At 52.6% G+C, this 20,998-nt stretch carries 19 protein-coding genes; 9 read left to right on the top strand and 10 right to left on the bottom strand.

Translation table 11 applies throughout. The annotated features are described in order from the left end of the window. Window positions 1-233: 233 nt before the first annotated feature. Window positions 234-3,632: a methionine synthase gene (gene metH / locus ONB24_00845; protein MDZ7314647.1), complete on the top strand. Its 3,399-nt coding sequence runs from the start codon at window positions 234-236 to the stop codon at window positions 3,630-3,632. 26 nt (window positions 3,633-3,658) lie between these two features. Next, entirely contained in the window at window positions 3,659-3,817 is a 159-nt protein-coding gene (locus ONB24_00840) for a rubredoxin (GenBank protein MDZ7314646.1), read from the top strand. On the opposite strand, the gene ONB24_00835 is transcribed toward ONB24_00840, so the two are convergent. From ONB24_00835 to ONB24_00820, 4 genes are all read right to left on the bottom strand, one after another. Then, window positions 3,812-4,549 carry a copper homeostasis protein CutC gene (locus ONB24_00835; GenBank protein ID MDZ7314645.1) on the bottom strand — a complete coding sequence of 246 codons (738 nt, stop codon included), beginning with the start codon at window positions 4,547-4,549 and terminating at the stop codon, window positions 3,812-3,814. The two genes, ONB24_00840 and ONB24_00835, sit on opposite strands and share 6 nt — an antisense overlap. Then, window positions 4,524-5,006 carry a pyridoxamine 5'-phosphate oxidase family protein gene (locus ONB24_00830; GenBank protein MDZ7314644.1) on the bottom strand — a complete coding sequence of 161 codons (483 nt, stop codon included), beginning with the start codon at window positions 5,004-5,006 and terminating at the stop codon, window positions 4,524-4,526. Before ONB24_00830 ends, ONB24_00835 begins: the two co-directional genes overlap by 26 nt. A 34-nt stretch (window positions 5,007-5,040) precedes the next feature. Further along, window positions 5,041-6,678 (bottom strand): phosphoenolpyruvate carboxykinase (ATP), encoded by a 1,638-nt coding sequence (locus tag ONB24_00825; GenBank protein MDZ7314643.1) that lies wholly within the window; start codon window positions 6,676-6,678, stop codon window positions 5,041-5,043. 119 nt (window positions 6,679-6,797) lie between these two features. Next, complete coding sequence (locus ONB24_00820) at window positions 6,798-7,637, bottom strand: LEA type 2 family protein (protein MDZ7314642.1); 840 nt, start codon at window positions 7,635-7,637, stop codon at window positions 6,798-6,800. 77 nt (window positions 7,638-7,714) lie between these two features. Here ONB24_00820 and ONB24_00815 point away from each other — a divergent pair, with 77 nt between their 5' ends. Together ONB24_00815 and ONB24_00810 are read left to right on the top strand one after the other, a co-directional pair. Next, a complete protein-coding gene (locus ONB24_00815) occupies window positions 7,715-8,665 on the top strand; it encodes a DUF523 and DUF1722 domain-containing protein (GenBank protein ID MDZ7314641.1) in 951 nt (316 codons plus the stop codon). A gap of 31 nt (window positions 8,666-8,696) precedes the next feature. Further along, window positions 8,697-9,536, top strand: a complete 840-nt coding sequence (locus ONB24_00810) for a peptidylprolyl isomerase (protein ID MDZ7314640.1) — start codon at window positions 8,697-8,699, stop codon at window positions 9,534-9,536. Here ONB24_00810 and deoC read toward each other — a convergent pair. Together deoC and glmM are read right to left on the bottom strand one after the other, a co-directional pair. Further along, window positions 9,520-10,278 carry a deoxyribose-phosphate aldolase gene (gene deoC / locus ONB24_00805; GenBank protein ID MDZ7314639.1) on the bottom strand — a complete coding sequence of 253 codons (759 nt, stop codon included), beginning with the start codon at window positions 10,276-10,278 and terminating at the stop codon, window positions 9,520-9,522. The genes ONB24_00810 and deoC overlap by 17 nt on opposite strands. A gap of 26 nt (window positions 10,279-10,304) precedes the next feature. Beyond that, complete coding sequence (gene glmM, locus ONB24_00800; GenBank protein MDZ7314638.1) at window positions 10,305-11,669, bottom strand: phosphoglucosamine mutase; 1,365 nt, start codon at window positions 11,667-11,669, stop codon at window positions 10,305-10,307. A 163-nt stretch (window positions 11,670-11,832) separates the two neighbouring features. On the opposite strand from glmM, the gene ONB24_00795 reads away from it, so the two are divergent. Genes ONB24_00795 through ONB24_00775 form a run of 5 tightly spaced genes read left to right on the top strand, consistent with a single transcriptional unit; the run spans window position 11,833 to window position 18,124 of the window. Further along, window positions 11,833-13,065, top strand: a complete 1,233-nt coding sequence (locus ONB24_00795; protein ID MDZ7314637.1) for a carboxypeptidase-like regulatory domain-containing protein — start codon at window positions 11,833-11,835, stop codon at window positions 13,063-13,065. Then, window positions 13,062-14,549 carry a sigma-54-dependent Fis family transcriptional regulator gene (locus ONB24_00790; protein MDZ7314636.1) on the top strand — a complete coding sequence of 496 codons (1,488 nt, stop codon included), beginning with the start codon at window positions 13,062-13,064 and terminating at the stop codon, window positions 14,547-14,549. The genes ONB24_00795 and ONB24_00790 overlap by 4 nt, the downstream gene beginning before the upstream one ends. Beyond that, the gene (locus ONB24_00785; GenBank protein ID MDZ7314635.1) at window positions 14,539-16,011 is read left to right on the top strand and encodes a protein kinase; all 1,473 of its coding nucleotides are present in this window, start codon (window positions 14,539-14,541) and stop codon (window positions 16,009-16,011) included. The genes ONB24_00790 and ONB24_00785 overlap by 11 nt, the downstream gene beginning before the upstream one ends. A 35-nt stretch (window positions 16,012-16,046) precedes the next feature. Beyond that, the gene (locus ONB24_00780; protein MDZ7314634.1) at window positions 16,047-17,327 is read left to right on the top strand and encodes a T9SS type A sorting domain-containing protein; all 1,281 of its coding nucleotides are present in this window, start codon (window positions 16,047-16,049) and stop codon (window positions 17,325-17,327) included. Continuing rightward, complete coding sequence (locus ONB24_00775) at window positions 17,324-18,124, top strand: hypothetical protein (protein ID MDZ7314633.1); 801 nt, start codon at window positions 17,324-17,326, stop codon at window positions 18,122-18,124. Before ONB24_00780 ends, ONB24_00775 begins: the two co-directional genes overlap by 4 nt. 112 nt (window positions 18,125-18,236) lie before the next feature. On the opposite strand, the gene ONB24_00770 is transcribed toward ONB24_00775, so the two are convergent. From ONB24_00770 to ONB24_00755, 4 genes are read right to left on the bottom strand one after another with little or no spacing between them, the layout of a single operon-like run. After that, window positions 18,237-18,899, bottom strand: coding sequence for a hypothetical protein (locus tag ONB24_00770; GenBank protein MDZ7314632.1), 663 nt, complete (start codon window positions 18,897-18,899; stop codon window positions 18,237-18,239). 40 nt (window positions 18,900-18,939) lie between these two features. Next, window positions 18,940-19,383, bottom strand: coding sequence for an SUF system NifU family Fe-S cluster assembly protein (locus ONB24_00765; GenBank protein MDZ7314631.1), 444 nt, complete (start codon window positions 19,381-19,383; stop codon window positions 18,940-18,942). Beyond that, window positions 19,374-20,624 carry a SufS family cysteine desulfurase gene (locus tag ONB24_00760; protein MDZ7314630.1) on the bottom strand — a complete coding sequence of 417 codons (1,251 nt, stop codon included), beginning with the start codon at window positions 20,622-20,624 and terminating at the stop codon, window positions 19,374-19,376. Before ONB24_00760 ends, ONB24_00765 begins: the two co-directional genes overlap by 10 nt. Before the next feature lie 12 nt (window positions 20,625-20,636). Beyond that, window positions 20,637-20,945 carry a non-heme iron oxygenase ferredoxin subunit gene (locus tag ONB24_00755; protein ID MDZ7314629.1) on the bottom strand — a complete coding sequence of 103 codons (309 nt, stop codon included), beginning with the start codon at window positions 20,943-20,945 and terminating at the stop codon, window positions 20,637-20,639. Window positions 20,946-20,998: the final 53 nt, after the last annotated feature.

Below are 20,998 nucleotides of genomic sequence, written 5' to 3'. Positions count from 1 at the left end.
CAAGATTCTCTATCAACCGGAAAATCCCGCAATTTTTCCGGCTGCCGCCTTTTAAAAAGACTGGTTTTACTCTTGCGTCTATCAACTTTTGAATCCTGTTCGTGTCCGAGACAAAGTAAATGAAAAAGAGAAAAATGTCAAGCGAAAATTCACATAATACAAGATCCTCTTACGATTATGCGTTTGATAAAGAGCGCTTTTTTCGTTACATTTTAGGAACTTGAGGAGCCGACATGTCTTTTTTTGAACGCATAAAAAAAGGATTAATCCTATTCGACGGGGCCATGGGCACCCAAATCCATGCGCTGCAAATTACGGAAGAAGAGTGGGCGGCGCATCAAGGTTGTCCGGAGATTCTCAATCTTACCGCCCCGCAAAAAATCCAAAGGATTCACGAAGCTTACTTGGCTGCCGGCGCCGATGTGATCGAAACCAACACCTTCGGCGCCAATCGCATCGTTTTGGCTGAATTCGACCTGCAGGATCGGGTCGAAGAGATCAATCGCGCCGCCGCCGAAATCGCCAGGCAAGCCGCCGATCGTTTTTCCGACTCCAAACCCCGCTTTGTCGCAGGCTCTATCGGTCCGGGAACAAAGCTTCCCAGCCTCGGTCAGATCGATTTCGACACTCTGTACGAGTCCTATGCGGCGCAAGCCCGCGGTTTGATTCAAGGCGGGGTCGACTTGTTCGTCATTGAAACCTGCCAGGATTTGCTGCAGATCAAGGCAGCGTTGACAGCGGTGCAGGACGAGATGCGGCGCGCGGGAGTGCATTTGCCGCGCGCCGTGACCATTACCGTGGAAACGACCGGCACCATGCTCGTCGGCAGCGATGTCAGCGCGGCTCTCGCCGCTTTGGCGCCGTATGAACTCGAAATTTTCGGCATGAACTGCGCCACCGGCCCCGAAGCGATGCGCCCGTTTGTAAAGCAAATCTGCGAGGCTTTCCCCGGCGTCGTGATGGTACAGCCTAACGCCGGCATGCCGCAAATGGTCGACGGTCATCTGGTTTATACCCTGTCGGTCGAAGAATATGTTACGGTGCTTTCCAGCTTTATTCAAGAGTACGGCGTTAGAATTGTCGGCGGATGCTGCGGGACAACGCCGGATTTTATTCGCGCAATGGCCGAACGTTTACCATATCTTACGGCGGCAGAACGGCAACCGACTTTTAGACCCGCTTTGGCATCGTTGTTTACGGCCCAGGAACTGCGCCAGGATCCGCCGCCCTTTTTTGTCGGCGAGCGTTCCAACACCAACGGTTCGAAGCAGTTTAGGGAACGCCTCCTGGCGGAAGATTGGGACGCCATTGTCGAAATTTCGCGCGACCAAGAACGCACCGGCGCACACGGCCTCGATCTATGCGTCGCTTATACGGGACGCGATGAAGTCGCCGATATGACTCGAGCCGTCAGCCGCATCGTCACCCAAGTCAACCTGCCGATTTTCATCGACTCGACCGATGTCAAGGTCATCGAGGCAGCACTCAAGCTGATCGGCGGCAGACCGGTCATTAATTCCATCAATCTTGAGGACGGCGAAGAGCGGGCTCACCGCATCTGCCGGTTGGCCAAGCGCTACGGCGCGGCTCTCGTTGCCCTTACCATCGACGAGAGCGGCATGGCGAAAACTGTCGAGCAAAAAATCGCCGTCGCAAGGCGGCTTTACGACATTGCCGTGCGGCAAAACGGCCTTCGACCTAACGATTTGATCTTTGATCCCCTCACTTTTACCCTCGGCAGCGGCGATGAAACACTGCGCGACGCCGCGATCCAAACCCTCGAAGGCATTCGCCGGATCAAGCAGGAGCTGCCCGGAGTCTTTACCCTGCTCGGCGTTTCCAATATCTCTTTCGGACTAAATCCGGAATCGCGCGAGGTGCTCAACTCTGTCTTTCTTGCCGAAGCGGTCAAGGCAGGATTGGATGCCGCCATCGTCAACGTCAAAAAGATCATTCCCTTGTACCAAATCGATACGGAGGATATCCGGATCTGCCTTGATTTGATCTACAATCGGGGTGAAACTCCTCTACTTGACTTTATTCGTCATTTCGAAAAAAGGACCGGTCGAGGCGGAGATGCTGCGGTCGAAGAGCCCCTCTCTTTGGAGGAAAAAGTCAAACAACGAATCATTCAAGGCAACCGTTCGGGATTGGACGAGCTGTTAAAGGCGGCGCTTGAAGAGCATCGCGCCGTCGACATTATCAACCGGTGGCTGATTCCGGCCATGAAGACCGTCGGCGACCTGTTCGGCGCCGGAAAAATGCAGCTTCCGTTTGTTCTCCAATCCGCCGAAGCGATGAAGCATGCGGTCGGCATTCTCGAGCCGTTTATGGAAAAAAGCGAGGTACAGACGCGCACCAGCCTGGTCTTGGCTACCGTTCGCGGCGACGTGCACGACATCGGTAAAAATTTGGTGGACATTATCCTGAGCAACAACGGCTTCAAGGTTTACAATCTCGGCATTAAATGCGAGATCGACACCATGCTGCAAAAGGCGGATGAAGTCGGCGCCGACGCCATCGGCATGAGTGGGCTACTGGTCAAGTCGACGATTGTCATGAAGGAAAATTTGGAAGTAATGCGGCAGCGCGGCTACAAAATTCCGGTTTTGCTCGGAGGCGCTGCCTTGACGCGCAGTTACGTCGATCAAGTCTGTGCGCCCATTCTCGATGCACCGGTGGTTTACTGTGAAGACGCCTTTGAAGGCCTCAAAGTGATGAATCTGCTGAAGGAGGGCAAGCTTTCGTCTTTGTCCGGTGGCGGAAACAAAAAAGAGAAAAGATCCGAAAGCAGGCCCTTGGTGCAGAAACCGGAGCCTCTTTTCTTCGATCACGACATCCCTGTACCGCCGTTTTGGGGCAGCCGGGTCGTCGAGGATATCGATTTAAAGACTGTATTTTCCTTCCTGACTGAACCGGTTCTTTTCCGCGGGCGTTGGGGTTACCGACGAGGCACTTTAAGCCGTGAAGAGTATGAACGACTCATCGAACAAGAGGTCCGGCCCCAATTCGAAATGCTGAAGGAAAAATGCATCGCAGAAAAACTCCTGGAGCCGAAGGTGGTCTATGGTTATTTCCCCTGCAATCGCCAAGGCGATGACGTGATCATCTTTGATCCGGAAACCGACATCGAATTGCTGCGCTTCCACTTTCCAAGGCAGAAAAAGCCGCCGTATCGATCCATCGCCGACTTTTTTCTTCCGATAGAAAGCGGGCGCCGCGACATCATGCCGATGCAGATTGCGACCGTCGGCAGCCGCGCCTCGGAATATGCCCAACGCCTCTATGAAAACAATGCCTATAAGGATTATCTGCTCTTTCATGGTCTTTCGGTGGAAAGTGCGGAGGCTCTGGCCGAGTATTGGCACAAACAGATACGCTTGGAACTGAACATTGCTTCGGAAGACGGGACGACCATGGAAGAGCTGGTGGTGCAAAAGTATCGCGGTTCACGCTACAGCTTCGGCTATCCGGCGTGTCCCGATCTTTATGGTAATCGCCAAATCGCCAAACTGCTGGCTCCGGAACGCATCGGCGTTCAGCTAACCGCGGAAGACCAAATGATACCGGAACAAACGACCAGCGCTTTCATTGTGCATCATCCGCAGGCAAAATATTTTTCGTTGGAATAAAAGCGGATAATAAGGACGGAGAAGCTGTGGAAAAATTTATCTGCACCAATTGCGGCTATGTCTATGATCCGGCGCAAGGAGACCCGGAAAACGGAGTCCCACCGGGTACGGCTTTTGAAGATCTGCCGGAGGATTGGATTTGTCCGGTTTGCTATGTCGGCAAGGATCAGTTCGACCCGCTATAAAGAGCGGAAAGCCTGCAGCGCCTCGAAAAATTCGCCCACTTTTTCTCTATCTGTAATTCCGTCGCGCAGGGCTGCCGAATAGGCATGCACGGATACGATTCGCCCGCGATAAGGCAATGACCTCAATGCCGCCGCGGCAAGCCTTGGTGTAAGACCACCTGCCAAAATGACTTCCACGCCGTCCGCCTTTTCCAGCAAATCATGCCAATTGCTGCATCTCTCCGTCCATTCCGCAGAGGCTCCCCAGGGTTCAGCAGCCGTCAGTATCCGCTTCACTCCCAAAGCCGAGAGAATCTGCAGTTCCTGCAGCGGATGATGCAGGGCATCGAACGCGCGGTGGAAAGTAACGGCGAGACCGCAAGAGTGCGCGGCACGCGTCAATTGTCTCAGGGTGGAAAGATCAATCTGCCCTTCCTTCACTGCGCCGAACACCACGCCGTCGGCGCCGGCTTCGGCTGCCGCCTCGATTTGCCGGATCATTTGTGCAGTTTCCAAGCAGGTATAGAAAAAATCCCCCGCTCTCAGCCGAATCATGACCATAAGCGCTGCCCGATCTTTGCAGACGGCGGCTGCAGATCTGACTGCCTTTAAGGAGGGTGTCAAGCCGTCGAGGTCCATTCTGCTGCACAGCTCGATTCGGTCGGCGCCGCCTTGGCAGGCCGCTTCAACGGATTGAAGAAGATGCTCGTCTTCATTGATGCAGATTTCAAGAAACGGAGGAGCCGACTGCATGAGAAATGATCCGATTGCTCTTGGCGGTCATCTTTTCGACCGTTAGTTTCCAGAGGCGCGCTTTGGCCGTTTGCGCCGCCTCGAATTGCCATTCCGATTTTTCCGAATAATGGCGCATTATTTCCTTAAGAGCCGCCTCTTTCTCAAGCGGATCAGTAATCTCGCTGATCACGCCGTAACCGATGACGCTTTCATAAAGCATGGTCCATTCGCACGCTTTATCGGCTTCCTTGATCTGAACGTCCCCTTCCAGTTCAAAGCAGATCCGCGGATTACCGCGCCAATAGTCGATCTTTTTGCCGGCAGGCGCAGTATGAAAATAGAAAGCCTTGCCGTCATAGCCGAACGAAAGGGGCACCAGATACGGTCGATCATCAACAGAAGCCGCCACGCGGCACACCAGCGCCTTGGCGATGATTCTTTCAATAAGCAGGCGGTCGTCTTGATGTATCTTCAAGCTTTATACCTTATAGTCGCAAAACAAAGAATGGTCAATGCTCCGGACATTGGGCAGCCACAGATTGACTGACTTTACCGTGAAAATTTTTGTCAAAGTGAGCTTTGAACTTTTCCGCCAAACGCTTGGCATGATCGGTAAAAGAGTTACGATCCGCCCAGGTATTGACGGGCACAAGAACTTCGGCAGGAACTCCGGGGCAGCTTTTCGGCACCAGTACTTTGAAAATAGGATCAGGTTCGCAAGGAACTTCCTGAAGAGTGCCCTCCACGGCGGCGCGTACCATGGCCCGCGTCAGAGTGATGTCCATACGTTTCCCGATACCGTAAGGACCGCCGCTCCAACCGGTGTTTACTAAATAGACCGGCACTTGATGCTTCTGCAGCTTTTTCCCTAAAAGATCCGTATAATCGGAAGGATTCCTAGGCATAAAAGGCGCGCCGAAAAAACGGGAAAAGGTCGCCTCCGGCTCGGTGATGCCGGTTTCGGTTCCGGCCAGTTTAGAGGTGTAGCCCATCATAAACCAAAACATCGCCTGTTCCGGAGTCAGTTTGGCAATCGGCGGCAGCACGCCGTACGCATCGGCGGCAAGAAAGAGAATGGCGCTCGGGTGACCGGAACAGGCCGAGGGTTTAACGTTGGAATTAAAAGAAAGCGGATAGGAGGCACGGGAGTTTTCCGTAAACCGGCTGTCGTCAAGATCGAAGGAGCCGTCGGGGTAAACCATCAGATTTTCGACAATGGCGCCGTGCTCGAGGTAATGCGCCGGATGAAAGGTTGCTTTAAAGATATCCGGCTCTTTTTGGGGATTGAGGTTGATCAATTTGGCATAGCAGCCGTACTCAAAATTGGCAATCCCGCTGTCGCTCCAACCGTGTTCATCGTCGCCCAGCAGAGCCCGTTCCGGATCGGCGGAAAGCGTGGTTTTGCCGGTGCCGGAAAGACCCAAAAGGAGGGCGCTGCGCCCGTCGCGGCCTTCATTGGCGGAACAATGCAGCGGCAGAATTCCCTCAGCCGGGAGATAGTAGTTCATGACCGTAAATATCAGTTTCTTCATGGAACCCATATAAGCCGAGCCGAAAACAATGCCGAGGCGCCGATCAAAATCCATGGCGACAACGAGGCGGCTGGTGGAACCGTCGGCCAGGCGTCGAAGGCGGCCCTGATATTTTTGCTCTTCAATCAGATCATTCGGCAGGCTCAACAGTGTAAAGCCTCTCTCGGCAAAAATGCTGCGTTCGATGTCCGGCGGCACCGGCCGAAACATGTTGTCGATGAACAATGCGCTGAGCGGATTGTCGGTAATCGTTAAAATGGGCATGGCATACGCAGAATCGGCGCCGACGACGCGTTCGAGAGCGTAGATTTGCGGTTTCCGTCCAAAAAGATTCAGGCAATCGACAAGAAGCATGTCGAAGGTATCGGGAGCCATCGGAATGCAGTTCGGCGAACTCCAGTCGATGAACGCCTCGCTTTCCGGGCGACGAACGATATAGGTGTCTTTGGGGCTCCTTCCGGTTGAATGCGGCGGTGTCCAAGTTGCCAACGTTCCGGTTTGCAGAACGATGCATCGTTTTTGTTCTACAGCGTCTTGGATCAGCTTTTTCCGCGAAGGGTTACAAAGTACCTTTGGTGTATTCAGGATCCGCCCGATCTGTTGTTTCCATTCCATTTTCAAACTCCCATATGTTGGCAAAATTCCATCTCTTAAAACAACGTTGGGAGATAAGACATTGTCCGCGTTGCGTTTTACTGCGCTGCACTTTTTGAGCAGTCGATTGGACTTGCGCGCTATTTAATAATCGACACGGTTTGATCGGCCCGAAGCGGTAAAGGTATGCTGCCCCAAGGCGTCCCCAGTTCAATGTTGCCGTCAAGGGAGCAGGATATTTCATCCCCTTGGAGCAGCGAGCGCAGCGAGCGCAAACCGCTGCCCGCACCGGCAAAATTGATGGACAGCGGCAGTTGAAATTCAGCGGTCTGTTTGGCAGGCGCCGACACAAGCTTTTCCACCGCTCCCTTTGCGACCGCATTTCCGGCCAAAGCAATGTCATAGTTCAATTTGCCGATTTCGAAGGGGAAAGCATTCGGGTTTTTGAGTAATAATCCGATTTTGAGATCCACACCCGTAAACGAGAATCGATCGACGGTGAGACCGCTTAGGCGAATCTCCGGAACACGAATATTCGGAAGACGGCCACTGTACTGAAAGGGTATGGAAAACCCGGAAAGCAGGCCTGCCGGTCGAAATTCTCCCCGCAGAGCAAAAGCAAGAGAATCTAAAGAGGCGGTTTCGGAAAACAGCTTGTAAAGCTGTTTGAAATTCACCGTGACCGGAATCGTCAACGTACCGACGGATCGAGGACCAAGATCCAGGCGTTGGGCCTCTTCCCCATTCAGGATTTCATGATCGAGTATTGCAAAACTGAATCGATAGCCTTCCAAGGATGCCCCGAAGGAATTGGGATTCTGTACCAGCAGCGAGAAATCCAATTTAACATCCTCAAAAGAGACATCGCGAAGAGAAACCGTTTCTACTTTTACCGACGGAGGAACCACCAGCTGCCTCATCTGCGCGCAGCCGATGATCAGGCTGAGGAATCCTGCAAAGACAACGATTTTCTTTTTCATGGTTTTCCCTAGTATTTGGACTTGCAAATCGAATCGATATTAACTAAAATGAATTTGTCAATTTTGGAGCCGAGCTTATGAGCGAAAAAATCAAGCTGGGAATCAGCACCTGTTTGTTGGGTGAAAAGGTTCGCTACGACGGCGATCATAAACGGGATCGATATCTTGTCGAGGTGGTCGGTCCTTTTGTGCAGTGGGTGCCTGTTTGCCCCGAGGTCGAATGCGGCCTGCCGATACCGCGCGAATCGATGCGACTGGTCGGCAGCGTACAGGAACCGCGCCTGGTGACCCATCGTTCCCATATCGATCACACAGAACGAATGCTGCAATGGACGCAAAAGCGCCTCGATCTTTTGGAAAAAGAGCGCATCTGCGGATTCATTTTTAAATCCAAATCGCCAAGTTCCGGCATGCGCGACATTAAAGTCTATAACGAAGCCGGTATGCCGATCGGCAAAACAGCGGGATTGTTCGCCGCCGCGCTCATGCGCCGTTTTCCGAACCTGCCGGTTGAAGACGAAGGCCGTCTAAATGACGCCGCGATTAGGGAAAACTTTCTCGAGCGCGTCTTTGTCGTGCACCGTTGGTACAAATTCTTGGATACCAATCCCTCGCGCCAAGGGCTGGTAGAGTTCCATACGGATCACAAATTGCTTATTATGGCGCACAGCGAAAAGCATCTGCGCGAACTCGGAAAATTGGCGGCATCGCCGCAAAACTTGGCGCAAGATGAGCTCTTTCGAATCTATTTCGAAAAACTAATGCAGGCGCTCAAACTGCACGCCACCGTCAAGAAAAATGTCAACGTGCTTCAGCACATTCTCGGTTATTTCAAAAAACAACTCGACAGCGAAGAAAAACAGCAGATTTTGAGAGTGATCGAGGAATATCACCGCGGCCTCATTCCGCTGATCGTGCCGATCACCCTGCTGACTTTTTTGGTACGCAAATATAAGGAACCTTACCTTGCGCGTCAACACTATCTTTCCCCCAATCCGGCCGAGTTGATGCTGCGCAATCATGTCTGAAGCACCTTAAGAAAAATTGATCAACATAACTATGAAATTCATTATTAACGGTGAAGAGATTTCGGAAAAGGTTTTTGCTGCAGAACTGAAAAACCAGCGCCGTATCCATCCAAATGCTTCTCCCGAGCAACTCTCCGCATTAACGAAAGAGACGATCATCGACTGGACCATCATTCGACAGGAAGCACAAAAGAGCGAAATAACCGTACCGCCTGCACTTGTGGAAAACGAGCTGAGCCGTTTGATTGAAGAGGCGGGCGGCGAAAACCGTTTTCTGCAGCGGCATGGATTGAAAAAGGATGAGCTGGCTCAAGTTCGAAAGGAGATCGAGATCAATTTTTGCGTGCGGCAATTCCTCTCGCAGCTGACGGCGGGTCTGCCTGAACCGACCGAGGAGGAGATCGCCGCTTACTATCGCAGGCATGGTGAGGAATTTACCGAGCCTCCCTGGGTGCATGCGGCGCAAATTTTAATGCGCCCGAATCCGGCGCGGCCTCAAGTTGCCTTTCGGGAAATGGTTGAGCTGCGTAAAAGACTGCTGAAGGGCGAATCTTTTGCCGCTCTGGCGGACGAATATTCTTCCTGCGAGGAACCGGGCGGAGATTTGGGGCGCATAGTGCCAGGCCAAATGGTGCCTGAGTTCGATGCGGTAGTTTTTTCGATGGAAGTAGGAGAAATCTCGCCGGTTTTTCTTACTTCGTTCGGCTACCATCTGGTGACGGTACTGGAGCGCGGCGAGGCGCGGCTCAAATCTTTGGCGGAAGTGCGGAATGAAATCATTGACCGCATTAAAACCGAATGCGGCGACGAGTTCATTGCCTCATGGGTCGATCAAAAAAAGAAAACCGCGCGCATTAGTTTTGAAGCGTAGCCAGTCCGGCGACAAGAGTAGGACCGACGCTGCTGCCGATGCGGTCGGCGCCGGAACGCAGCATTTCCAAAGCGGCGGCGGTGTCGCGTATTCCGCCGGCCGCCTTCACGCCCATCTCCCTGCCGACAACCCGGCGCATCAACGCCACAGCTTCCTTCGTGGCGCCGCTTTTGTTAAACCCTGTGGAAGTTTTAACGAATTTGGCGCCTGCTTCTTTCGCCAGCACACAGGCGGCAATGATTTCCTCATCCGTTAAAAGACAAGTCTCGAGGATTACCTTGACGGTACCCCGCCGACAGATATCGGCAACCTGCTGGATCTCTTCAAAAACGTATACATACTGCTTGTCTTTAAGCTTGCCGATGTTCATGACCATGTCGATCTCTTTGACCCCCATGGATACGAGCTCTTCCGCCTCGATCACCTTGTTTTCCATTGTCGAAGCACCCAGCGGAAAGCCCACTACCGAACAGACGGCGACGCCGGTGTTGGCCAATTGATCCAAGCACACAGGCGCCCAAGCAGGATTGACGCAGACCGAGGCAAAACGATGTTCCGTTGCCTCTTCACAAAGCTTGAGAATTTGCTCCAGGGTTGCTTCCGGCTTGAGCAGTGTGTGATCGATGAGCGCCGCCAAGCCCTCGGCAGTAAGCGATTGGACGTCGACAACCGGCTGCAACGGCGTTGTTTCAAGTCGCTCCGTTGCTTCGCGTATGATTCTTTCGAAATAGAGCTGCGACATAGACCCTCGCTTTTCAGTAACAGCGTTCAGTTTGTCAATTGAACGACGGCAGCTTTATAATGTTCTATTAGTTCAACCGTTTTTTCCTGCGTCGGCGCTTCGGCAATAATGCGGATGATCGGCTCGGTGTTGGAAGCTCTAATATGCACCCACGAATCTTGATAGATTACCTTAAGGCCGTCGATGGTGTTGAGATTTTCATTTGCCAGCTGCTCCTTCAGGCGTTCGACGACCGCCTTGGCATCGACGCCGAATCCCAGCTCGATCTTGTCCTTGATCATGACATAATGCGGCACTTCGGCCTTTAGCTCAGACAGCCGCTTGCCGCTTTCGGCAAGATACTGCAGAATCAGGGCGATGCCCATGGGGGCGTCGCGGCCGATGTGTAACTCGGGGTACATTACTCCGCCGTTCCCCTCGCCGGCCATCACGGCGCCGATTTGCTGCGCTTTGACGGCAACATGAATTTCCCCGACCGGTGTGCGGTGCACACGGCCGTAGGGCGCCGCGACGTCGTCTATGGCGCGCGTCGTAGAGGCGTTGACCACCACATCGCCGGGCGTTTTGCTCAATACAAATCGCACGGCCAACACCAGTGTGTATTCCTCACCCAATGGGATACCTTTTTCATCGACCAAGGCGAGACGATCGACGTCTGGATCCACAGCCAGGCCGAAATCGGCGCGCGACCGCCGTACCGCCTCCGACAGCTCGGTCAGATTTTCCGGCACCGGCTCCGGATTGCGCGGAAACAGTCCGTTGGCTTCGCGATTCAACCAAGTCACGCTGCATCCGAATGCCTCGAACAGCTTGGGCAGCACGGCTTCCCCGGCGCCGTTGCAGCAATCGACAACCACTTTGAACTTTTTGCCTCGTATTCGTTCCGCATCGATAATCGGCAGCTCAAGAATCCGAGAGACATGCTCGCCGGCCGCATCGTTGTAAGTATAGTACCGTCCGATTCGATTCCAGGGAACAAAGCTGAAATTGCTCTTATAGACGCGGTCGATGACCTTTTGCCCTTGATCCGGTCGAAGAAACAGGCCGTCAGGCGCCAACAGCTTGAGCGCGTTCCACTCTTTGGGATTATGGCTGGCGGTAATGATGATACCACCGGCGTGCTCGGGTCGTTCGGTGATCAGTTCGGCGGTAGGGGTTGCAGCCAGGTCGAGATCAACGACATCGCAGCCGACGGCCATTAATCCGGCGATGACGGCATGTTTGAGCATCGGCCCGGTAACCCGCGAATCGCGCGCCAACACGATCTTTCCCGGCCCGAATTCGCTTCCATAAGCCTGCGCAAGCTGCAGTGCAGCCTCGGGCGTCAGGCCGTCACCGACAATGCCGCGAATCCCGGAAACTGAAACCATCAAATTCTTTAGTTGTGTCATTCTATCCCCGATACGGTTCCAAATTTTAGTAAAACAAAATATTGAATTGCACCGATAAACTCAAGAATAAAGATTCTAGTCATTTCCCAAGAATTTTTTCTTTTGTATTTGAAAAATGCAATGATTTACTTACGTTAAAAAGGTGGAACCAACTCCTCCGGTTATGAAAAATCAGCTGCAAATATTTCTTTACCTTACCATAGCCTCGACAACCCTGTTTTGCGTATGCGAAGCTCCGCACCGCAATCCGTTTGATCCGTTGAATCCCCATTTTGATTGGGCTTCGCTCAGCGGCCGAATTAGATCCGCCGCCGATCCCATGCAGGTAATACGCGGGGCAAAAATTTTTCTGCCGGCGCAAAATCGTATGACCGTCAGCGATTCATCCGGCCAATTTAGTTTTGCCCACCTGCTGCCGCAGAACGGCATGTTATTCATTTCCAAAGAAAACTTTTTCGAAGATTCGGTTTTCATCGATTGGAGCAAAGGACTTGCGCAGGAAATTGACATTTTTTTGCAGCCGCTGCCCACGATCAGCGGCAAAGTATTGACGCTCAAGTCGCCGCCGCGACCGATTGCAGGCGTCAAGGTCACTTGGCAGCCGGCAAACATCTATACCTTTACCGATGACGGCGGCCGCTACCACTTTAATAGGTCGACAGCCGGAGTCGGCAATCTTATTTTTGAAAAAAAAGGCTATAAAACGATATACCAGAAAATCGACTTTAACGGCCGAGAATCCATCACTCAGGATGTTTTTTTAAATGCCTTGCCGATTTTATACGGTTTCAAGGTTTACAGTGTGGTCGAAAATTATTACGGTTCCCGCCGTCTTTTTCACCTTGAAGTCGAGGCCAAAGTCATTGATGCAGAAAACGACATTGATTCTGTGTACATTGCCTCATCTCTCAATTCCTTTCGTGCCGAACTTCCTTATGATTTTTCTGCAAAAATTTTTCGCAAAAGTTTTTCTTTGAGCGAGCTCGGTTTGAATTCGCTGGCGCAGTGCGTGGGACACGATTTTCAGCTTTACGTCGTCGATCAGGAGGGAGATAATCATCTATTGGGCGTCGAACGTGTGGAACGCGTCATTCTCGACGAAATAGAGCTTACATCCCCCATCAACGGCGAGATAGTGTATCCGCCGTTCCCTTTGCGCTGGCTGCCCTTTACACCCGGATTTTCCTTTTCCTTTTCCGTAGAGATTTACACCAATAGCGACTTTATTCCTCAACTGAAATACAGCAGAAAAGGCATCTCTTCCGATTCGCTTGCGCATACCGTCAGCGCCGCCTTACCGCCGGGAGAGTATGTATGGATGGTTTGGTGCATCGATGAATTCGGCAACAGCGCCCGCTCCAAACCCGGATCTTTTAGTATAGCAGAGATGCCATGAAACAGAACGATTTTCAAACACTCGATCTGCGCCAGGATCAACTCGAAACGCTCTTGCGCATCAGCCGTTTGTTTCACGGCGTCGAACTTCAAGAGCATCTGATTGCCCAGGCGCTGGATTGGGTCATCGAAGTTTTGGGCGCCGAACGCGGCTTGTTCGCACGTTGTGTCGATGACGATTTTACGATCGTCACCGCCCGCAATATGGACAAAAAAAGCATCGACGATCTCTCCCAGTTTTCGCTTGGAATTCTACGGCAGGTGGCCTCCGGCGGAAAGCCGAAGCTGTATCATGACGTTCAGGCTGATGCGACGGTTTCCCAATTTCAAAGTATTCAAATTCACAGAATTCAATCCATAGTCGGCGTGCCGCTCTTTCATCATGGCAAAGTCTGGGGGGTCATTCTTGCCGACAGCCGCAGCAATCGAACCCGCTTTACCGAGGAAAACCTCAAGTTCCTGGAACTTTTTTCGCATCTGATTTCGCCGCACCTGGACCGCATCATCGAGCTGGAGGCTCTGCGCGATGAGAACAGGCTGCTGCGGCAACGCATCGAAGCGCAGGAGGAGTTGCCGGAAATGATCGGCGAAAGCCCCGCGATGCGGCGCGTTGCCGAGCTCATCCGTCGAGTAGCCAAAACGGATGCGACGGTACTCCTCCTCGGCGAGAGCGGCACCGGCAAAGAGCTGGCCGCTCGGGCCATACATCAACTCAGCAACCGCTGCAAAGGGACGTTCATCGCTCAATTTTGCGGCTCAATCCCGGAAGCCCTTTTGGAAGGCGAATTGTTCGGCTTTAAAAAGGGCGCCTTTACCGGCGCCGTGAGCGATAAAAAGGGCCTTTTCGAGGTCGCTTCCGGCGGCACTTTTTTCCTGGACGAAATCGGCGACCTGCCCTTGAGCACTCAGACCAAGCTCCTGCGCGTGCTGGAAAATCAGGAGATCATTCGTCTCGGCGAAACGCAGGTGCGCAAAATAGACGTGCGCATCATCGCCGCCACCAATCGCGACCTCAAAGAGCTCGTCAAAAACGGCCGCTTTCGCGAAGACCTCTATTATCGGCTGAACGTCTTTCCCATCGTTCTGCCGCCGTTGCGAGAGCGACGCGAAGACATCCCCCTGCTGGTTCACCGCCATTTGACCAAACTCGGCTGCACGGCAACCCCGACCCCCGAAAGCATGCGAAAATTAATGAACTACTCCTGGCCCGGCAACATTCGTCAGCTTGTTAATGTGCTGCATCGCGCCGTCATTCTCTGCGACGGCGAAAAAATAGGCCCCGAGCATATTCTTCTCGATGAAGCCTCCGAAGACGTCGCATTAACGGGAACGCTCAAAGAAATCGAAACAAAAATATTGATGCAGCGCTTAAAAGCCTGCAACAACAATCGCACTCAAGCTGCAAAAAGCCTGGGAGTTTCCGTGCGTTGGATTCAACTTAAACTGAAAGAGATGGAACAAGCCGAACAGGCTCATGATGAGTGAGGTATTGTTCGAAAAATTCGAACTCCTCGAGTGCCTGAAAAAAGACCAGGCGATGGGCGTTTATGCTGCGCATCACCGCTATTTGGGCAAGCGCATTTTACTGAAAACCCTCGATCGCCGCCATGCCGATGCGGCCGCCTTGGAACGATTTCAGCGCGAAGCACGATCTCTCGCCAAGCTCGAACACCCGAATGTAATTCGGGTTCTCGATTTCGGCAGCCAGGGAGATCAGTTCTACATCTCGTTCGAATATTTCGAAAGCTGCAACCTGCGTCAACTGATGAGCGGGCGGCCGCTTACCTCTGCAGAAAAACTGCATATCCTGAAACAGCTGGCGGCCGGCTTGGCCGCCGCGCATCGCTTCGGCATCATTCACCGCGACCTCAAGCCGGAAAACATTCTCGTCAATGACAATCTGCAGGTCAAAATCGCCGATTTCGGCCTGGCGGTCATCTCCGGCGAACCTACTCTTACCCATCCCTCATCGATCGTAGGCACGCCGGGATACATGTCGCCCGAACAAATTCTCGGCCGACCGCTTACACCGCAAAGCGATCTGTTTTCTCTCGGCATTATCGTCTGCGAGCTGTTTATCGGCGCCAACCCGTTTCTCGGGGAGGACATCGGCACGACGCTCAACCGCATTCTTTCCCTCTCTGTCGATTGCTCACAGGCTCCGCCGGAAATATCGCCGATCCTTTCCAAACTCTTGGCAAAAAACCCGTCCGAACGGCTCGATTCTGCCGAAACGCTTTTGCGGCTTCTCGGCAACACCGTGGAAGCGCCTAAAAAGCGTCGCCGAATCCCAATCCTGATCCCGATAATCGCTGCCGCCGCGGCAGGGATCGCCGTTCTGCTCTTCAGTTCCCGATCGCCCTCCCTGAATGAATCAAAGCCGTTGCCTGCTGCGGCCGCGGATTCGGATCAAGGCGATTCGCTCCAGCCGCCGCAAATTCAACGCGTCGAAGAGGCCGAACCAGAAAGACAAAAGGTGCGGGAGCAAAAAGCCGTAGAAAGCGCTTCGGGCAGCCTGATGATCCGCTGTCTACCGTGGGCGGAAGTTTGGCTGGACGGACGTTTGATCGACACCACACCGTTATCGGAAGCTCTAGTGCTTCCAACCGGCGAGCATCTACTCGAATTAAAACACCCGAATTATCCGACTTTTACGCAAACTGTTCGCATCTCCCCGCGAAAAATGCAGACCGTTGCCGTAAATCTGGATACGCTGGTCGCCCGACTGCAATGTCAGGTCTATCCATGGGGAGAAGTCTATCTCGATAATCAATTTATCGGCGTTACCCCTTTTAAAGACCTGATCATCATCCCAGCTGGGGAGCATTGGTTACGTATTGAAAATCCGCAATTTGGGCGCCATGAAGAGCGGATCATTGCAGCCTGCGGCGAAACGTTGTACGTCCACTTTGCATTCGATGAGCAAAACCGCAAAAGCGCCCCTTAACCCTAAAAGGTACGCTTGTTGCAAATGAAAAAGCGATGAAAAAGTTCAAAGAGATGTCCAAAGTTCGAATATTGTTGTTTTGCTTTCTGCCCGCGGCAGCCGTGTGGCCGCAAAGCCAATGGACCGTTTTACCGGACAACATGCCCGTGCCCGTGGTCGGCGCCGAGGCAGTAAGCTATGAGAACAAAATTTACCTTTTCGGCGGTTTTTCCGATTCGTTGCGGGCACCGACGGATTTGGTGCAATGTTTCGATCCGAAGGCGCCTGCGGGTCAACGGTGGTCGATTTTCGGCCGCATGCTGGAGGCACGCGGCCAATTTGTTGCCCAACTGTGGAATGACCATGTACTACTTGTCGGCGGGCGAAGCGATAAAATCGGCCGGGAAAAGATAGCCGGCGTGGAGCTGTTTTCATTAAAAGACGGCAAATCCCAATTCCTGCAGGCTCCCGAGCAGCTGCTGCGCATCGGCGCTGCCGGAGTGCTTTATAATGACTTGCTGCTGATTCTCGGCGGCTATTACTCGCCGACCGGCCCGGTTGCGCCTCCCTACTTGATGGTCTTTGATTTGAAGGAAAACCGCATCGTACGCATTTTGGACGATTTTCCGGGACAACTGCAGTACGACCAGCGCGCCGTGTTGTTGAATGGAAAAGTGGTTTTGTTCGGCGGCATCCGATTGGGCGTTTCAAGCCGCATATACGAGCTCGACTTGGCCACTTGGCGCTTTGAGCGTATTCATCCAGATCTGATTCGACCGCTCGCCGGTTTTGCCTCCGTTAAAACGCCGAGCGATACCGTCTATCTGATCGGCGGCTATAACGAAAAACTACGGGCATCTCGTTCCGTGCTTGTATTTCATCGAACTCCGAATCGCATTTCTATGTCCGAAGCACAGGCGGAAATAAACATACCGCGCCGCGAAGCGACTGCCGTCTATCTTGACGGATCTATTTATTTATTCGGAGGCAACAATGGATTCCAAGTAGTTCAGGAGGTGGAGCAGCTCGCCCTTACATCGAGCTCCTCAGTAAAGGAAAGAGTCGAATTCGCCGATCGCTGGACCCTGCTGCACATTTATCCTAATCCGTTCAACAATCGGACGACCATTGTTTTCGAAATAGACAGATCGGCGGAGGTCAGGCTCGACGTTTTTGCTTCAGACGGAAGCCGTATCGATCAGCTTCTCAATAAATTCTTACCCAACGGCAGGCATGAAATCGTTTGGAACGCTGAAAACGTGCCAAGCGGCATTTATTTTGTCCGGCTGACGGCGGGCGAGCAAATTTTGACGCGAAAAATCATATGTGTCAAATGAGCGGCGGACGACTGATTCTTTGGCTGTTCCTGACGGCCGCACTGGCGGCGAAGCAGATTTCTCTCGAAGAACTCGAAAAGAATTATCGCGATTTTAATTATAATCGCGTCATCGAATTGGCCGATTCGCTGCTTTCCTCATCAGCGCCGATCGATGGCTTTCAGCGGGTGAAAATCTATGAACTTAAAGCGGCGTCGCATTATTCACTCAATCAGCCGCAGGAAGCGTTTGCCGCTTATGCGGCTATTCTCAAAATCGATATCGACCATCAGCTCGATCCCACTTTTACCTCACCCAAGCTTGTTCGCTTTTTTGAAGAGGTCAAACAGGCTTTTACAGATGCGGTACGACCGGAGACTGTGCAGCACGTCGTCGTTCGCACCGACACAGTTCGATTGATCGAATCGAGCAGCGGCTTTTATCGCCGCGTACTGCCTCCGTCTATGGTCTTACCAGGATTGGGACATCTCTTGGCCGGAAGCCGGAAAAGCGGCGTCGCCTTTATGCTTCTGGGCTCTTTCTTACTGGCTGGTGCTGTGGATGCAACCATCGACTGTCGAGAAAAAGAGGCCCTTTATCTCAACGCCGTCGACCTCGAGCAAATCCGTCATACCTATTCTGTTTACAACTCTGCCTACAAAACTCGTAACGCGTTGTGGCTCGGCTATGCAGCAGTGTGGAGTGCCGCTCAGACTGATCTCCTGTTTCGCGTAAAACCCCACACCACCCTGCGGCTGGCCGTGCTACCCTCTTTTGAATTTTTCTCTCCCTTACTCTGCTGCCGCATAACTTTTTAGTGGGACACAGGGGGTTAACGAGTCGAATGCTTTTGATAGGAAATTCGTTTGAGCGGGGAAAAATTCAATCCTTTGTAATTTATAGAGCAGATGGCGAGCGGTGAAAAATGTACTAATGAAGCTTAAAGCCGATCAATTCTCCGCTTGAAGAGGGTAATTCGTATTTGACCGGCCCAACGGACTTGGCAAACCACCAGATATGCCGGTCGACGAACAGCGGATGATCATCGGCAGATGGGTATTGAAACTCTGAGGTCATTTTGATGCAGTTCTCAAAGGATCCGACTGGAGTTTCGACATTCTCGACCGCGTTGATGCGATACTCGACAGTGATGGGTACGCGCTTTGTTGCGCCGGTCGAATCGATTCGGATTTCCACGCCGGTTATTTTTCGTACATCGCCGACAAGGACGGAAAACGGCGCCGCAGGGAGCGGAGGTTCGAAAGTAACCTTTGGCAAAATTTGCGTTGCCGGTTCGAAATCAGTCCACTGCAGCTGCCCGTCTTTCAGGAGATAGGTCTCGCGCCATAGGGGCGTCAAAAGAGTATCGGAAAAAACTGCCGTCGCCTGTAATGATTTCTCTATATGCTTGATCTCTTTGATCGTCAAAACCTGCAGATCGCCGCTAAAGAGCCACTGATTGCCTTCCGCGAGCGGAAAATAGTCGAGCGGATCGAACGCTGGCGGTTTATGGGAACAGAGGGCCATTAACAAAAATAGCAAGAGCAGCCCTAAATAGAATAGAGTCTTGAGAATCACATCGCGATGCTTCATTAACGACATCCTTTGCAGCTCGGAAAGCCCGGTTTTTTGGTCACTTTTTTTCCTTAATCTCTCGTTCGATGCCTTCTTTAAGGGCATTCCACGCCAAAAGAGCACATTTAACGCGGGTGGGATAGGCGGAAACCCCTTTAAAAGCGCTCAACTCGTCGGTTTCCGGAATATGGGGATGAAGCGGATCTTCTCCCTTGACCATGCCGGTAAATTCGCGAAAGAGCTTTTGCACCTCTTCCACCGTCTTGCCTTTGATGTGCTCGGTCATAACCGATGCCGACGCCTGGCTGATGGCGCAGCCGCTGCCGCTGAACTTGACATCCTCGACAACGCCGTTGCGCATGCGCATCGTCAGCTTGATTTGATCGCCGCAAAACGGATTGTGTCCCTCGATCACTACGTCGGGTTCGGGGAGTTCGCCTTGATTTTTCGGCTGCTTGTAGTGTTCGAGGATGATTTCCTGATAAAGTTCGTCTAGATCCATCGCGCAAAATATCCCAAAGCTTGACCCACGACATCGATAAATCGATCGATTTCGGCAAAGGTGTTGTAAAGATAAAAGCCGATGCGGGCAGTGGCCGGAACACCCAATTTCCTCATTACCAGCTGGGCGCAGTGGTGGCCGGAGCGCACGGCAATGTTCCGGCTGTCGAAAAATGTGGCTAAATCATGGGGATGCAGATTGCGGACCGTAAATGAAATCACAGGATTTCGTTCTGTATCAGGACAGTAGATTTTTATCAATTCGATTTCCTGCAGTTTTTGCAGCGCGTAATCGGTCAACGCCCGACAATGCGCTTCAATCTTGTCCAAGCCGATCTGCTCCAAAAAGTCGATGGCTGCCCCCAGGCCGATGACGCCCGGAATATTTTGGGTTCCGGCTTCGAATTTCCACGGCAGTTTGGCCCATGTGGAGTAATGGTGATGAACCTGGTCGATCATCGATCCGCCGAACATGACCGGATCCATCGCCTCGAGCAGCTGTTCCTTGCCGTATAGAATACCGATGCCCATCGGTCCCAGCATTTTGTGGCCGGAAAAGGCATAAAAGTCGGCGTTCAACTCCTCGACGTTTACGCGATTGTGAGGAACGTACTGCACGCCGTCGATAACAACGACGCCGCCGACCGCATGCACCGCCTCGATGATTCGCTTTACGTCGACACGGGTGCCGAGCACATTAGACGCGTGGGTAATTGCCGCAAGCCGTGTCCTTTCGCTTACCAATGTTTCCAAATCTTCGATCTGCAGACGCCCTTCACCGTCGATCGGCAGAAACTTGAGCGTTGCGCCGGTTCGCTTGGCCGTTTCCTGCCATGGAACCAGATTGCTGTGATGTTCCAACTCGGTAACCAGAATCTCGTCGCCCGCCTTTAGGAATTTACGCGCCCAGCCGTAAGCGACAAAATTGAGGGACTGGGTGGCTCCGGCCGTAAAGATGATCTCGTGGGCATGACGCGCGCCGATAAACTGCGCCACCTGCAACCGTGCACATTCATATCCGGCGGTTGCTTTCTCCGCCAACTTGTAGGCGCTGCGGTGGGTGTTTGAATTGTACTCTTCATGAAACCGACGAATGGCGTCCAAGACTTGAACAGGCCGTTGCGTCGTCGCCGGATTGTCAAAGTAGATCAGGTTTCGATTTTCCGGCTGTTGGAAAATGGGAAAATCGCGTCGAACCGCTTCAACGTCAAAAACAGCTTGTGGGGAGTCGCCCGCTCCCATACCTTTTCCTTATCAATCGAGAGTAACGATGATTCTGCCGTCGACTATTGCCGTCGGGAAGGTCTTGAGCGCCTCATAGGCAGGCAACGAGAGCGCCGCACCGGTACGCGGATCGAATCTGGCGCCGTGAAAGGCGCAGCATAGCGCGCCGTCTTCTATCCACCCTTCCGAAAGCGGAAACTCTTCGTGCGTACACTGATCCTGCAGCGCAAAAACCTCCTCGCCGATCCGCACCAATACAATTCGTCTTCCGTCGGCAGTAATGCCGCGCAGACTTGCATCCGGAAGACCCTCCAAAAGGCCTGCATCGAATGTACTCATTTTCTGCCTCTCTTGCAAAAGGGGTTTAACGAGTTTTAATATTTTGGATCGCA

This window comes from candidate division KSB1 bacterium, from assembly GCA_034505495.1.
GTDB lineage: Bacteria > Zhuqueibacterota > Zhuqueibacteria > Residuimicrobiales > Krinioviventaceae > Fontimicrobium_A.
The sequence above is the reverse complement of the archived record's forward strand: the minus strand, read 5'-3'. Positions and strand labels throughout refer to the sequence as shown.

What these genes read in the sequence shown, in the direction of transcription:
- metH (MDZ7314647.1), top strand. Translation starts at nt 234, where the DNA reads ATGTCTTTTTTTGAACGCATAAAAAAAGGATTAATCCTATTCGACGGG.
- ONB24_00835 (MDZ7314645.1), bottom strand. Translation starts at nt 4,549, where the DNA reads ATGCAGTCGGCTCCTCCGTTTCTTGAAATCTGCATCAATGAAGACGAG.
- ONB24_00825 (MDZ7314643.1), bottom strand. Translation starts at nt 6,678, where the DNA reads ATGGAATGGAAACAACAGATCGGGCGGATCCTGAATACACCAAAGGTA.
- ONB24_00820 (MDZ7314642.1), bottom strand. Translation starts at nt 7,637, where the DNA reads ATGAAAAAGAAAATCGTTGTCTTTGCAGGATTCCTCAGCCTGATCATC.
- ONB24_00815 (MDZ7314641.1), top strand. Translation starts at nt 7,715, where the DNA reads ATGAGCGAAAAAATCAAGCTGGGAATCAGCACCTGTTTGTTGGGTGAA.
- ONB24_00810 (MDZ7314640.1), top strand. Translation starts at nt 8,697, where the DNA reads ATGAAATTCATTATTAACGGTGAAGAGATTTCGGAAAAGGTTTTTGCT.
- deoC (MDZ7314639.1), bottom strand. Translation starts at nt 10,278, where the DNA reads ATGTCGCAGCTCTATTTCGAAAGAATCATACGCGAAGCAACGGAGCGA.
- glmM (MDZ7314638.1), bottom strand. Translation starts at nt 11,669, where the DNA reads ATGACACAACTAAAGAATTTGATGGTTTCAGTTTCCGGGATTCGCGGC.
- ONB24_00795 (MDZ7314637.1), top strand. Translation starts at nt 11,833, where the DNA reads ATGAAAAATCAGCTGCAAATATTTCTTTACCTTACCATAGCCTCGACA.
- ONB24_00790 (MDZ7314636.1), top strand. Translation starts at nt 13,062, where the DNA reads ATGAAACAGAACGATTTTCAAACACTCGATCTGCGCCAGGATCAACTC.
- ONB24_00785 (MDZ7314635.1), top strand. Translation starts at nt 14,539, where the DNA reads ATGATGAGTGAGGTATTGTTCGAAAAATTCGAACTCCTCGAGTGCCTG.
- ONB24_00780 (MDZ7314634.1), top strand. Translation starts at nt 16,047, where the DNA reads ATGAAAAAGTTCAAAGAGATGTCCAAAGTTCGAATATTGTTGTTTTGC.
- ONB24_00775 (MDZ7314633.1), top strand. Translation starts at nt 17,324, where the DNA reads ATGAGCGGCGGACGACTGATTCTTTGGCTGTTCCTGACGGCCGCACTG.
- ONB24_00770 (MDZ7314632.1), bottom strand. Translation starts at nt 18,899, where the DNA reads ATGAAGCATCGCGATGTGATTCTCAAGACTCTATTCTATTTAGGGCTG.
- ONB24_00765 (MDZ7314631.1), bottom strand. Translation starts at nt 19,383, where the DNA reads ATGGATCTAGACGAACTTTATCAGGAAATCATCCTCGAACACTACAAG.
- ONB24_00760 (MDZ7314630.1), bottom strand. Translation starts at nt 20,624, where the DNA reads ATGGGAGCGGGCGACTCCCCACAAGCTGTTTTTGACGTTGAAGCGGTT.
- ONB24_00755 (MDZ7314629.1), bottom strand. Translation starts at nt 20,945, where the DNA reads ATGAGTACATTCGATGCAGGCCTTTTGGAGGGTCTTCCGGATGCAAGT.